The sequence below is a fragment of the Sphingomonas sp. So64.6b genome (genome assembly GCF_014171475.1).
Lineage (GTDB): Bacteria > Pseudomonadota > Alphaproteobacteria > Sphingomonadales > Sphingomonadaceae > Sphingomonas > Sphingomonas alpina_A.
In genome coordinates, this window is the sequence record NZ_CP048817.1 from 622,812 (window position 1) to 636,887 (window position 14,076).

General features: G+C 63.3%; 8 protein-coding genes. 4 read left to right on the forward strand and 4 right to left on the reverse strand.

Annotation, left to right across the window (positions count from 1 at the left end; genetic code table 11):
* Nucleotides 1-160: 160 nt before the first annotated feature.
* Together rpoC and rpoB are read right to left on the reverse strand one after the other, a co-directional pair.
* Nucleotides 161-4,432, reverse strand: a complete 4,272-nt coding sequence (gene rpoC / locus G4G27_RS02895) for a DNA-directed RNA polymerase subunit beta' (protein ID WP_183111924.1) — start codon at nucleotides 4,430-4,432, stop codon at nucleotides 161-163.
* A gap of 169 nt (nucleotides 4,433-4,601) precedes the next feature.
* The gene (rpoB, locus tag G4G27_RS02900; protein ID WP_183111925.1) at nucleotides 4,602-8,753 is read right to left on the reverse strand and encodes a DNA-directed RNA polymerase subunit beta; all 4,152 of its coding nucleotides are present in this window, start codon (nucleotides 8,751-8,753) and stop codon (nucleotides 4,602-4,604) included.
* A gap of 439 nt (nucleotides 8,754-9,192) precedes the next feature.
* Between rpoB and G4G27_RS02905 the strand changes: the two genes are divergently transcribed.
* The 4 genes from G4G27_RS02905 to G4G27_RS02920 all read left to right on the forward strand — a co-directional run bounded on the left by G4G27_RS02905 (nucleotide 9,193) and on the right by G4G27_RS02920 (nucleotide 12,751).
* Nucleotides 9,193-10,512 carry a hypothetical protein gene (locus G4G27_RS02905; RefSeq protein ID WP_183111927.1) on the forward strand — a complete coding sequence of 440 codons (1,320 nt, stop codon included), beginning with the start codon at nucleotides 9,193-9,195 and terminating at the stop codon, nucleotides 10,510-10,512.
* Between the two features lie 183 nt (nucleotides 10,513-10,695).
* A complete protein-coding gene (locus G4G27_RS24105) occupies nucleotides 10,696-12,132 on the forward strand; it encodes a hypothetical protein (RefSeq protein ID WP_244624524.1) in 1,437 nt (478 codons plus the stop codon).
* 59 nt (nucleotides 12,133-12,191) lie between these two features.
* Entirely contained in the window at nucleotides 12,192-12,455 is a 264-nt protein-coding gene (locus tag G4G27_RS02915; RefSeq protein WP_183111929.1) for a type II toxin-antitoxin system ParD family antitoxin, read from the forward strand.
* Nucleotides 12,452-12,751: a type II toxin-antitoxin system RelE/ParE family toxin gene (locus G4G27_RS02920; protein ID WP_183111931.1), complete on the forward strand. Its 300-nt coding sequence runs from the start codon at nucleotides 12,452-12,454 to the stop codon at nucleotides 12,749-12,751. The genes G4G27_RS02915 and G4G27_RS02920 overlap by 4 nt, the downstream gene beginning before the upstream one ends.
* A 146-nt stretch (nucleotides 12,752-12,897) precedes the next feature.
* On the opposite strand, the gene rplL is transcribed toward G4G27_RS02920, so the two are convergent.
* Together rplL and rplJ are read right to left on the reverse strand one after the other, a co-directional pair.
* On the reverse strand, nucleotides 12,898-13,275 hold the full coding sequence (rplL, locus tag G4G27_RS02925) for a 50S ribosomal protein L7/L12 (RefSeq protein WP_183111933.1): 378 nt from the start codon (nucleotides 13,273-13,275) through the stop codon (nucleotides 12,898-12,900).
* A 72-nt stretch (nucleotides 13,276-13,347) separates the two neighbouring features.
* Complete coding sequence (gene rplJ, locus G4G27_RS02930; RefSeq protein ID WP_183111935.1) at nucleotides 13,348-13,863, reverse strand: 50S ribosomal protein L10; 516 nt, start codon at nucleotides 13,861-13,863, stop codon at nucleotides 13,348-13,350.
* Between the last annotated feature and the right edge of the window lie 213 nt (nucleotides 13,864-14,076).

Consider the following 14,076-nt stretch of genomic DNA (forward strand, 5'->3'; position numbering starts at 1 on the left):
ATTTGGCCGAGGCTGTTGCATTTCTGACGCTATCCGTTCGGATATCGGGCCTTCGTTATCGAGCCGGATGAGCCAGATAACGAAAAAGCCGCCGCCCGGATGTTCCGGACGGCGGCTTTTTTCTGTCAACGCGTGTTTCCGACGTTGGGGCGCTAAGCGATCATTCCTTGATCAGGTAATCGCCCGCATCCGCATCGGTGCCCGTGCCGCTGGTGGTGACCGCGGCAAGCGCATCGCTGCCCGTATCGTCGGCGACGTCGCGCAGCTTTTCGGCTGCACGCTCTTCCGCCGCCGAATTCGGCGCGATCAGCACTTCCTGCAGACGACGCTGCTGGACGCGCAGGGCGGCGTCACGGCTGGAGGCCGCAACGCGCAGACGGTTCATGCCCGCGCCGGTACCGGCGGGGATGAGACGACCGACGATCACGTTCTCCTTGAGACCGATCAGCGTGTCCTGCTTGCCCTGGACCGCCGCCTCGGTGAGGACGCGGGTGGTCTCCTGGAACGACGCCGCCGAGATGAAGCTGCGGGTCTGCAGCGACGCCTTGGTGATGCCGAGCAGGACGGGCTTGCCGATTGCACGACGCTCCTTCTTGTCGAGCTTGTCGTTGATCGCATCCATCTCGTCGCGATCGACCTGCTCGCCGGCAAGCAGCGTGGTATCGCCGCCATCGGTGATCTCGACCTTCTGCAGCATCTGGCGAACGATCACCTCGATGTGCTTGTCGTTGATCTTCACACCCTGAAGTCGATAAACTTCCTGGATTTCCGAGACGAGATATTCCGCCAGCGGCTCGATGCCGAGCACTTCGAGAATGTCGTGCGGGTCGGGGCTGCCGCCGATCAGATTGTCGCCACGCTTGACGTAGTCGCCTTCCTGAACGTCGATCACCTTCGACTTGGGCACCAGATATTCGACGACCTCGCCGCCATCCTCGGGCTGAATGCCGATCTTGCGCTTGGCCTTATAGTCCTTGCCGAACACGACACGGCCCGAGACCTTTGCGATGATCGCATTTTCCTTCGGCTTGCGGGCTTCGAACAGCTCCGCCACCCGCGGCAGACCGCCGGTGATGTCGCGGGTCTTGGCCGCTTCGCGGCTGACACGAGCCAGCACGTCGCCGCCGGAAACCTGCGCGCCGTCCTCGACCGAGAGCGTTGCGCCCGGTGCGAGCATGTAACGGCCGGCTTCGCCCGAGTCCGAGTCGAGCAGGGTCAGGCGCGGACGCAGATCCTCCTTCGACTTGGTCGCGGCGCGATATTCGATTATCACGCGCTGCGAGATACCGGTCGCTTCGTCGGCCTGCTCGACCAGGGTCTTGCCCTCGATCAAATCGACATACTTCACGATACCGGGGTTTTCCGTGATCACCGGCATGGTGAACGGGTCCCACTCGGCCAGACGATCGCCCTTCGAAACGATGTGACCATCGTCGTACATCACATAGGCGCCGTACGGGATGCGGTGAACCGCACGCTCGCGGCCGTCCATGTCGACGATCGCGATTTCGCCCGAACGGCTCAGCACGACGCGGCGGCCGCGCTGATCCATGATGATGCGAAGGTCGCGATATTCCATCGTCCCGTCGGCAACCGCCTCAAGGTTCGACTGCTCGTTGAGCTGTGCCGCGCCGCCGATGTGGAAGGTCCGCATCGTCAGCTGGGTGCCCGGCTCACCGATCGACTGGGCGGCGATGACGCCGACCGCTTCACCGATGTTGACCGGCGTACCGCGGGCGAGATCGCGCCCGTAGCACTTGCCGCACACGCCGATCTTGGTTTCACAGACCAGCGGGCTGCGGATCTTGCACGACTGTGTGCCGATCGCCTCGATCTGCGTGATCATCGGCTCGTCGAGCAGCGTGCCCGAAGGGATGACGACCTCGCCGGTCTTGGGGTCGATGATATCCTCCGCCGTGGTGCGGCCAAGGATACGCTCGCCGAGCGACGCGATGGTCGAGCCGCCCTGAACGATCGCACGCATTTCCAGCGCACGTTCGGTACCGCAATCGATCTCGATGATGACGCAATCCTGCGACACATCGACCAGACGGCGAGTCAGGTAACCCGAGTTGGCGGTCTTCAAGGCCGTATCCGCGAGACCCTTGCGGGCGCCGTGGGTGGAGTTGAAATATTCAAGGACGGTCAGGCCTTCCTTGAAGTTCGAGATGATCGGCGTTTCGATGATCTCGCCCGACGGCTTGGCCATGAGGCCGCGCATACCCGCCAACTGCTTGATCTGTGCCTGCGAACCACGGGCACCGGAATGGGCCATCATGTAGATCGAGTTGATCGGTGCTTCGCGGCCGTTAGGCAGGATCTTCACCGACTTGATCTCGTCCATCATCGCGGTAGCGACGCGGTCACCGCAACCCGACCAGGCGTCGATCACCTTGTTGTACTTCTCCTGGTGCGTGATCAGGCCGTCCTGATACTGCTGCTCGAAATCCTTCACCAGCGCGCGCGTCTCGTCGACCAAGGCGACCTTGGCGTCCGGGATGATCATGTCGTCCTTGCCGAACGAGATGCCCGCCTTGAACGCGTGCTTGAAGCCCAATGCCATGATCGCATCGGCGAACAGCACGGTCTCCTTCTGACCGGTGTGGCGATAGACCTCGTCGATCACGTCGCCCACATCCTTCTTGGTGAGGAGGCGGTTGACGGTGTCGAACGGCACCTTCGAGCTCTTCGGCAGACATTCGCCGAGCAGCATGCGGCCTGGCGTCGTCTCGTAGCGCTTGAGATAGGTCTTACCCTCGGTGTCGGTCTGCGGCACGCGGGTGGTGATCTTGGTATGGAGCGTCACCGCGCCGGCCTCGATCGCCTGATGCACTTCCGACATGTCGGAGATCAGCATGCCTTCGCCGGGCTCGTTTTCCTTGAGCATCGACAGATAATAGAGACCAAGCACCATGTCTTGCGACGGCACGATGATCGGCTTGCCGTTCGCCGGCGACAGGATGTTGTTGGTCGACATCATCAGCACGCGTGCCTCGAGCTGGGCTTCCAGCGAGAGGGGGACGTGGACGGCCATCTGATCGCCATCGAAATCGGCGTTGAAGGCCGAGCAGACCAGCGGGTGAAGCTGGATCGCCTTGCCCTCGATCAGCACGGGCTCGAACGCCTGGATGCCGAGACGGTGAAGCGTCGGCGCGCGGTTGAGCATGACCGGGTGCTCGCGAATGACTTCGTCGAGAATGTCCCAGACTTCCTTGCGCTCCTTCTCGACCCACTTCTTCGCCTGCTTCAGCGTCATGCTGAGGCCCTTGGCGTCGAGGCGCGCGTAGATGAACGGCTTGAACAGCTCGAGCGCCATCTTCTTCGGCAGGCCGCACTGATGCAGCTTGAGTTCCGGACCGGTCACGATGACCGAACGACCCGAATAGTCGACGCGCTTGCCGAGCAGGTTCTGACGGAAGCGGCCCTGCTTGCCCTTGAGCATGTCGGACAGCGACTTCAGCGGACGCTTGTTGGCGCCAGTGATCGTGCGGCCGCGACGACCGTTATCGAACAGCGCGTCGACCGCTTCCTGCAGCATGCGCTTTTCGTTGCGGACGATGATGTCCGGCGCACGCAGCTCCATCAGGCGCTTGAGGCGGTTGTTGCGGTTGATTACGCGGCGATACAGATCGTTCAGATCCGAGGTCGCGAAGCGGCCGCCATCCAGCGGCACCAGCGGGCGCAGCTCGGGCGGGATGACCGGAACGACCTCGAGGATCATCCATTCCGGGCGATTCCCTGAATCGATGAAGCTCTCTACGACCTTAAGGCGCTTGATGATCTTCTTCGGCTTCAGTTCCGACTTGGTGACCGCCAGCTCTTCGAGCAACTCCTTGCGCTCGCCCTCAAGGTCGAGTTCCTGGAGCATGATGCGGACCGCTTCGGCGCCGATACCGGCCGAGAACGCGTCTTCGCCATATTCGTCCTGCGCGTCGAGCAGTTCGTCTTCGGTGAGCAGCTGATACTTCTCAAGCGGGGTGATGCCCGGCTCGATCACGATATAGGCCTCGAAATACAGCACGCGCTCGAGCTGCTTCAGCTGCATGTCGAGCAGCAGGCCGATGCGCGACGGCAGCGACTTCAGGAACCAGATGTGCGCGACCGGTGCCGCCAGTTCGATATGGCCCATGCGCTCGCGGCGGACCTTCGAGACGGTAACCTCGACGCCGCACTTCTCGCACACGATGCCCTTGTACTTCATGCGCTTATACTTGCCGCACAGGCACTCGTAATCCTTGATCGGACCGAAGATGCGCGCGCAGAACAGTCCGTCACGCTCGGGCTTGAACGTGCGGTAGTTGATGGTTTCCGGCTTCTTGATCTCACCGAAGCTCCATGAACGGATACGGTCCGGAGACGCGATGCCGATCTGGATCTGGTCGAATGTTTCCGGCTTGGCGACCGGATTGGCGAAGTTGGTCAGTTCGTTCATGGGAAAGAACCCTTCCTTGAAATTCTGTCTCCTCTCCCATCGGGAGAGGAAGGGGCCCGCCGGCGCAGCCGGTGGGAAGGTGAGGGTGATGGCCCGAGCCTAAGCTCACCCTCACCCTTCCGGCGCTTCGCGCCTCCCTCCCTCTCCCGCCGGGAGAGGGAGTAAGAGGTCACTCCGCCGCGATCGCGACGCCGTCGGAGTCGAACTGCTCGATGCTCTTCAGCTCGACGTTCAGACCCAGCGAGCGCATTTCCTTGACGAGCACGTTGAAGCTCTCGGGAATGCCGGCCTCGAACGTGTCGTCGCCCTTGACGATCGCTTCATAGACCTTGGTGCGGCCGACCACGTCGTCGGACTTCACCGTGAGCATTTCCTGCAAGGTATAGGCGGCGCCGTAAGCCTGGAGTGCCCAGACCTCCATCTCGCCGAAGCGCTGACCACCGAACTGCGCCTTACCACCCAGCGGCTGCTGCGTGACGAGCGAGTAGGGGCCGATCGACCGGGCGTGGATCTTGTCGTCCACGAGATGGTGAAGCTTCAGCATATAGATGTAGCCGACGGTGACCTTGCGGTCGAACTTGTCGCCGGTACGTCCGTCGAACAGATCGCTCTGCCCCGACGTATCGAGACCCGCCAGCGCCAGCATCGCCGAAACATCGGCTTCGCGGGCACCGTCGAACACCGGCGTCGCCATCGGCACGCCGCCCTTAAGGTTCTGCGCCAGTTCGATGATCTCGTCACCCGAGCGGGCGTCGATCTCGGCATGATACTGCTCGCCATACACGGTCTTCAGACGATCACGGACCACTTCGGGCATTGCACCCGGCTTGGCGTCGGGGTTGGCTTCGCGCCAATCCTCAAGTGCCTTGGTGATCTGCTGACCGAGGCCGCGCGCGGCCCAGCCGAGATGCGTCTCGAAGATCTGACCGACGTTCATGCGCGACGGCACGCCGAGCGGGTTGAGCACGATATCGACCGGCGTCCCGTCGGCGAGGAACGGCATGTCCTCCGCTGGCAGGATGCGGCTGATCACGCCCTTGTTGCCGTGCCGGCCGGCCATCTTGTCGCCCGGCTGCAGCTTGCGCTTCACCGCGACGAACACCTTGACCATCTTGAGCACGCCAGGGGGCAGCTCGTCACCGCGCTCCAGCTTCTCGCGACGATCGAGGAACTTGTCCTGGATCAGCTTTGCCGCATCGTCGTACTGCACCTTGACCGCTTCCAGATCGCTCTGGGTCTTGTCATCGGCAACGGCGAACTTCCACCATTCGTGGCGATCGACGCTGTCGAGCAGGTCCTGGTCGACGACCACACCCTTCTTGACGCCCTTCGGCGCGGCAGTCGCGGTCTGGCCGAGCAGCATTTCCCGCAGGCGCGACCAGGTCGCGCGGTTGAGGATGCTGCGTTCGTCGTCCGAGTCCTTCTTCAGGCGCTCGATTTCTTCGCGCTCGATCGCCATCGCGCGCTCATCCTTGTCGATGCCGTGGCGGTTGAACACCCGGACCTCGACGACGGTGCCGGCAACGCCCGGCGGCAAGCGCAGCGAGGTATCGCGCACGTCCGACGCCTTTTCACCGAAGATGGCGCGGAGCAGCTTTTCCTCCGGCGTCATCGGCGATTCACCCTTGGGGGTGATCTTGCCGGCCAGGATGTCGCCCGGCTCCACTTCGGCGCCGATATAGACGATGCCCGCTTCGTCGAGGTTGCGAAGTGCTTCCTCGCCGACGTTCGGGATATCGCGCGTGATGTCCTCCGGCCCGAGCTTGGTGTCGCGCGCCATGACTTCGAATTCCTCGATATGAATCGAGGTGAAGACGTCGTCCTTCACGATGCGTTCGGAGATGAGGATCGAATCCTCATAATTGTAGCCGTTCCACGGCATGAACGCGACGAGGCTGTTGCGGCCCAGCGCGAGCTCACCGAACTCGGTCGAGGGGCCGTCGGCGATCACTTCGCCGACATTGACCACTTCACCGACCTTCACCAGCGGACGCTGGTTGATGCAGGTGTTCTGGTTCGAGCGCTGGAACTTCATCAGCGTGTAGATATCGACGCCCGACTGACCGGCTTCGACATCGCCGGTTGCGCGGATCACGATACGGGCCGCGTCGACCTGATCGACGATGCCTGCACGCTTGGCGGAGATCGCCGCGCCAGAATCGCGTGCCACGGTCTCTTCCATGCCCGTGCCGACGAACGGCGCCTCGGCCTGGACGAGCGGCACAGCCTGACGCTGCATGTTCGAGCCCATCAGCGCGCGGTTGGCGTCATCGTTTTCCAGGAACGGAATAAGCGATGCGGCGACCGAGACGAGCTGCTTGGGGCTAACGTCCATCAGCGTGATGTTGTCGGGGATCGCCATCAGGAATTCACCCGACTGACGCGACGACACCAGTTCCTCGACAAAGCCCTTCGACGCGTCGAGCTCGGCGTTGGCCTGCGCGATCGTGTGCTTGGCTTCTTCCATCGCAGACAGATAAACCACGTCGTCGGTGACCTTATGGTCGACCACCTTGCGGTACGGCGTCTCGATGAAGCCGTATTTGTTGACGCGGCTGAACGAGGCGAGGCTGTTGATCAGACCGATGTTCGGGCCTTCCGGCGTTTCGATCGGGCAGATACGGCCATAATGGGTCGGGTGAACGTCGCGGACTTCGAAGCCGGCGCGCTCACGCGTCAGACCACCCGGCCCAAGTGCCGACACGCGGCGCTTGTGGGTAACTTCCGACAGCGGGTTGGTCTGATCCATGAACTGCGACAGCTGCGACGAGCCGAAGAATTCACGCACCGCGGCGACCGCCGGCTTGGCGTTGATCAGGTCGTTGGGCATCACGGTCGACACGTCGACCGAGCTCATGCGCTCCTTCACGGCGCGCTCCATGCGGAGCAGGCCGACGCGATACTGGTTCTCGAGCAACTCGCCGACCGAACGCACGCGGCGGTTGCCGAGGTTGTCGATGTCGTCGATGTCGCCCTTGCCGTCCTTCAGGTCGACCAGCGTCTTGACGACAGCGAGGATATCCTCGGTGCGCAAAGTGGTGACCGTATCCTCGGCGTCGAGGTCGAGGCGCATGTTGAGCTTGACGCGGCCGACGGCCGACAGGTCGTAGCGGTCGGGATCGAAGAACAGGCCGCTGAACAGCGACTCTGCGGTTTCGAGCGTCGGCGGCTCGCCGGGGCGCATCACGCGATAGATGTCGGACAGAGCCTGCTCGCGCTCTTCGGCCTTGTCGGCCTTGAGCGTGTTGCGAATCCACGGCCCGGTCGCGACATGGTCGATGTCGAGCAGCTCGATGCGATCGATGCCAGCCTTGTCGAGCAGTTCGAGATTCTCGGCCGACACTTCGTCGCCGGCTTCGATATAGATCTGGCCGGTCGACTCGTTGATCAGGTCATAGGCGCTGTAGCGGCCGAAGATTTCCTCGGTCGGGATGAGCAGGTCGGTGAGGCCGTCCTTGGCCGCCTTGTTGGCAGCGCGCGGGGAGATCTTCTGGCCCGAGGGGAACACGACTTCGCCGGTCTTCGCATCGATGATGTCGAACATCGGCTTCTGGCCGCGCCAATTCTCCGCCTGGAACGGAATGATCCAGCCGCCCTGGCCGCGCACGAAGGTGACGCGGTTGTAGAAGTAATTGAGGATTTCCTCGCCGGTCAGGCCGAGCGCGTACAGGAGCGCCGTGACCGGCAGCTTGCGCTTACGGTCGATACGGACGTTGACGATGTCCTTCGCGTCGAACTCGAAGTCGAGCCACGAACCGCGATACGGAATGACGCGCGCAGCGAAGAGATACTTGCCCGATGCGTGGGTCTTGCCACGGTCATGGTCGAACAGGACGCCCGGCGAGCGGTGCATCTGGCTGACGATCACGCGTTCCGTGCCGTTGATGATGAAGGTGCCGTTGCCCGTCATCAGGGGCATGTCGCCCATGTAGACGTCCTGCTCCTTGATATCGAGGACCGAGCGCGAATCCGTGTCGGCATCGACCTCGAACACGATCAGGCGAAGTGTAACGCGCATCGGCGCCGCATAGGTGATGCCGCGCTGACGGCATTCGTCGGTGTCGAACTTGGGCGGCTCGAGTTCGTAATTGACGAAGTCGAGTTCGGCGGTGCCGGCGAAATCGCGGATCGGGAAGACCGAGCGCAGCGTCTTTTCGAGGCCCGAGACATAGCCGATCGAGGGATCAGACCGCAGGAACTGTTCGTAGGATTCGCGCTGAACCTCGATCAGGTTCGGCATCTGCACCACTTCGTGGATGTTGCCGAACACCTTGCGGATGCGGCGCTTTGCGGTGCCGCCCTCGATTGCCTTGGTCGCCATGGATTTTTTTGCCTTACAGCTAAGAATGTCGCGCCCGGCATCCACCGGGGGGCACGCGTAGAGACGCAAAAAAGCCGCATGTCATCCTTATCGGAAAACAGCAGCTTCAAGCGTCTCAAGAACCATAGAGCCCAATACGATCGATGCGCTGCGCGACGGCACATCATTTCCCGAGGTCTGTGGTGAAGTTGGCCATATAGGAACCGTGTTGGATTCTGTCAACGCGGGTGGGTTGTCCACCCATCTTTGTTGGTACCGCGCTTTTCCCGTCATCGGCAGGTTGAGGCACCAGCGATCGATCAAACAAGCGATGAATGTCGATCGTTTGCAAAGCCGTTTCGGTACCGATTCATCGTCCAGCCGATGAATCCGAACGGCTCAGCGCAATTATGAGCTTGATCGGGGTCGAATCCCGGGTTCCCTTCATTGAGTCCCCGTTATGAAAATCCACGCCCAAACCCATCGCCGCGCGTTCGTCGCGCTTGTTCCAACCCTGATGCTGCTGGCGGCGCCCGCCGTTGCGCAGGAGGTGCAGACGGCGCCGGCCCCGGCCGTGACGCCGCCGCCGGTGGTGCCGACAATCACCGCCACGCCGTCCGCGCCGACGCCACCACCAGTCGCCACGCCGGCGGCTCCCGAGCCTGTCGCCGCCGCGCCGGAAGAGGCCGAGGCGGCACCGGTCGCGCGCCGGACCACGCGCAGCGTTCGCCAGACGCGCACCACTACCGCTGCGCCGACACCACGTCGTGCTGCGGCCCCTGCGTCAGTCGCCCAAGCGCCCGTCGCCCACCCGGCACCCGTCGCGGCGGCACCGGTTACGACGCCTGAACCCGCTCCGGTCTCCGAAGCACCGGTTGCGGTTACGCCGGCCCCGGCGCCTGAAGCTGCGGCTCCCGTCGCGGACACTGCTGCCACGACGACAACCGAGGCCGCGCCGATCTGGCCGTGGGTGCTTGCCGGTATCGTCGCGATACTTGCCGTGCTTGGCGGGTTGATGTGGCGTCGTCGTCGTGCGGCGGAAGAGGTTTATTATGAAGAGGAGTATGTCGAACCGGTTGCATCGGTCGAGCCGGCATATGTTGAGCCGGTCCGCGCCGAGCCGGTGATGTCGCCGGAGCCGCAATTTCTGCGCGCCGCACCGCTTGCCGCAGCGCCGATCGTCGCCGCTGTCACGGCCGATGACGTGGTGGAGTCCGTCGCGGTCGAAGCCGAACTGGTCGAACCCGAAGCGGAGGATGTCGCGGCGCTGATCGCAGGCGATGCGCCGGCCAATCGCCCATGGCTTGAATTCGCGATGCGCCCGGTTCGCGCCGGCAGCAACGCCGACGACGCGCTGGTCGAGATCGAGTTGACGGTCGGCAATTCCGGATCGGTCGCGGCGCATGACGTGCGCATCTCGACCTTCATGTTCGCGAGCGAAGGTGCGAGCGAGAACGAGATGGATCGCCTGCTGCTCGAGCGGAACGGGGAGGGCGAGGTTTCGCCCATCACGATCGAGCCGGGCGAAGGAACGCGGGTCGATGCGACACTTTCGCTGCCCAAGGAGAATCTCGGCGGTGAAGACGCGCGGACCTTTGTTCCGGTCATCGTTGCCGATGCGCGTTACCGCCTCGCCGACGGCACCGAGGGCCGCACCAGCGCCTCGTTCACGATTGGGATGAGCGGCGAGGATGAGGAGATGCGCCCGATCGCGATCCATCGGCCGCAGATGAGCGACAATATCGAGGCGCGCCTGCACGGCGTTCCCGAACACGCTTAAAAGTCAGACCGTTCGTCACGGCGGGCCTGTCTTTCCTTAGGGAAGGGCAGGCCCTGCCGCGTCGGCAGCGCTGCGTTGACGTGCCTGGCGGCACTCATCGCCTTTGTCTCTCGTCTTGCCGTGATCGGCGCGCCGGTCGTATGGCATTCAGAATTACTCGGTTAAGGCGCGCCCGTGGGGACCATGAAGATATTTTTCGCGCGACAGACGCACATCATTGCACTGCCGCTGATCCTGATAGCCGGGTCAGCCCAGGCCCAGAACAGCCAGACGCCCAGACCGGCGCCGACGCTTATTCCGGGGCTCGAGGGGTTCCGCCTGCCCGGCGACCGGTCGCCGCTGACGCTGCCCCAGGCAACGCCGACACCAAGCGCGACTCAGGCACCTCGTGCCGCGCCGCCACCGGTCATTCGAACGGTTCCGACGCCACGCCCCACCGCGACGCCGACGCCGCGTGCGACTCAGGCCACATCGCCGGCTGCTCGCCCTGCCGCCACGCCGCCCCGCGCCGCGGCTCCGCGTGCCACGCTTCCCAGTGCGACGCCGACGCCGCGGATCGTGCCAACGCCGGTTGCGCCATCGCCACCGCAGGTCACGCCGACCTCCGTGCCGCCGGTTGCGGCGGCGCCGTTGCCGCAAGATTCCCCTTCGCCAGGGGAGACTTCGACGCCGGCGCCGGTACCATCGGCTTATGCCGAACCGCCGCGCAGCAATGTGCGTTGGTTCATTCTCGGCGGGGTCGGATTGCTCCTGCTCGCAGGGTTTGGATGGTTTGCCGCGACGTTCCTGCGTCGCCGCCATAGCGAGCCCGAGGCGCAGGAGATCGAGATGGATGCGCGGGTCGATAATGGCGAACTGGCGCATGCCTTTCCACCGACCGCCGCGCCCGATCCTCGACCGGAGCCACGTCCGGAGTTCACGCCCGACCCCAGGCGCGAGCCGGAGGCGGCGCTCGGCCGTCCGGCCGCCCCGTCGCCCGAAGCAGAAAAGCCGCTCGACAGCACAGTGCCGCCCGAAGCCGCGGTGCCGCCGCCGGCCTTTCTCAGGCCAACTCCCGCGCCAGTTCCTACCCCCGCTGCGGAACCGGAACCGGTGGCAATCGAGCCTCGCGCGCGGATCGAACTCGCACTGCGCCCGATCCGGGCGGGCACCAACCTGACCAGCGCCGCGGTCGAGTACGACATTGACGTCCGCAATACCGGCGAGGCGGCGGCGCGGGGTATCCGGCTCGATATCCGATTGCTCAGCGCGAGTGCGGATCAGGACGCGATCCTGGAGGGGTTGTTCGCGGCACCGATCGACAAGCCACCGGTCGCGCCATTCGACCTGGAGCCAGGTGCGAATGTGTCGCTTGGCGGCATGGCGATGTTGCCTAACGAAGCGATCAGCGTGCTGACCGTGCAGGGCAAGGCCTTTTACGTCCCGGTCATGGCGATCAACGCGCTCTATCATTGGGCGCCGGGCGAAGCGCATGGCGGCAGCGGCCAGACCGCCACGGCGTTCGTCATCGGAATCGATCGTGGCCCGGATGCCAAGATGGCACCGTTTCGGCTCGACACCGGCCCGCGCATGCATGAGGGCGTGGGCCAGCGGCCGCATAATCTGACGATCGAGCGTTGAGCCTGAGTCGGGTTGATAATAGTTATCCGCGAGCATAGTCTGGTCGCCGGAGGTGCCTTATGGCCGGCAGCGTAAATCTGGGTGATCAACTCGACGGTGTGGTGGATAAGTTAGTGAAGGCCGGGCGCTATGGTTCACGCAGCGAAGTGCTGCGCGAGGGTATCCGATTGGTACAGGAGCGCGAGGCGAAGCTGGCGCGGTTCGAGGCGGAGATACAAAGAGGTATTGATGACATCGCAGCAGGGCGGACCAAGCCAGCTGACGAAGTATTCGATCGGTTGCGGCGCAAATACGAGGCGATGGCTGCCAAGTCGGCAGCGTGATCGTCACATTTGCCGATGTCGCCGAGACCGATCTCGAAGCGATCGGTGACTGGATCGCCGAGGACAATCCACACCGCGCACTCAGCTTTGTTGATATGTTGCGCGATCACTGCCTTTCCCTGGCAAGCCGCCCGCGACGCTTTCCGGAAGTTCGGCGGTTCGGCGATATCTCGCTCCGCAAACTGACCGTCCGTGGATATTTGATCTTCTATGTCGCCGGCTCCGATGCAGTGGAGGTTGTACGCATTGTCCACGGATCGCGAGACTGGGTTTCGATGTTTTCGGAACCCCAATAGAAAAGGGCGACCCCTTTCGGAGCCGCCCTTTCTTTTCGCTGGCCGGCATGGGCAAAGCCCATGTCCGTCGGTCGGCCCAATAGGGCCGCCGGCCGGCCTTGCGGGAGTGCGATTTAGCGACGCTAAATCGTCTTTCCCGCTGCGGCTTACTTGATTTCGACGGTCGCGCCGGCTTCTTCAAGCTGCTTCTTGATCTTCTCGGCTTCGTCCTTCGACACGCCTTCCTTGACGGCCTTGGGAGCCGACTCGACCAGCGTCTTGGCTTCGGTCAGGCCGAGCTGCGTGATCGCGCGGACTTCCTTGATGACGTTGATCTTCTTGCCACCGTCGCCGGTGAGGATGACGTCGAATTCGGTCTTCTCTTCGACTGCGGGTGCTGCTGCACCGCCGCCGCCGGCTGCCGGTGCGGCAACTGCTGCTGCGGCGGAAACGCCCCACTTCTCTTCGAGCAGCTTCGACAGGTCGGCTGCTTCGAGGACGGTCAGGGCACTCAGCTGGTCAACCAGCGCGTTCAGGTCTGCCATGTGTATTCTCCAGTTCGGGGCTCTGCCCCATCGGTTCAGTTCAACAATTGAGTCTCGAAAATGCCTGAAAGATCAGGCCGCTTCCTTCTCCGCGTAGGCGGAAAGAACGCGCGCGATCTGCGCCGCGGGAGCCTGCGTGATCGTCGCCAGCTTCGTTGCCGGGGCAACGAGGAGACCGACAATCTTGGCACGCAGTTCATCCAGCGAGGGCAGCGTTGCGAGCGCCTTCACGCCGTCGACGTCGAGGGCAGTCGCACCCATCGCCCCACCGACGATTTCGAACTTGTCGTTCGTCTTCGCGAAATCGACAGCCACCTTGGCGGCTGCGACCGGGTCGATCGAGGTGGCAAGGCCTACCGGCCCGGTGAGCATATCGCCCAACGAGAGATAGTCGGTACCATCGAGTGCGATCTTGGCAAGCTTGTTCTTCGAGACCTTATAGGTCGCGCCGGCGTCGCGCATCTTGTTCCTCAGCTGCGTCGATTGCGCGACGGTGAGGCCGAGATTGCGGGTGACAACCACCACGCCAACCTCGGAAAAGGTGCGGTTCAGCTCGGCGACGAGCTCGGTCTTTTGAGCGCGATCCATGCCATTCTCCACGTATCTGACCCACATGCGCAAACATGCGGACCGGTTAAGACCGGGAGCACGACTAACCCGTGCACCCGGGTTGTCCGTCGATTGGGGCATGGGAACCGGCCGCCTAAGAAGCGACAGGCGAACCGGCGCAGGGCGAACCCGGCGCACGGCAAAAATTCCATTCCCCGTCTCGGTAGGAGATTAAGCCGGAAGCCGGCACCT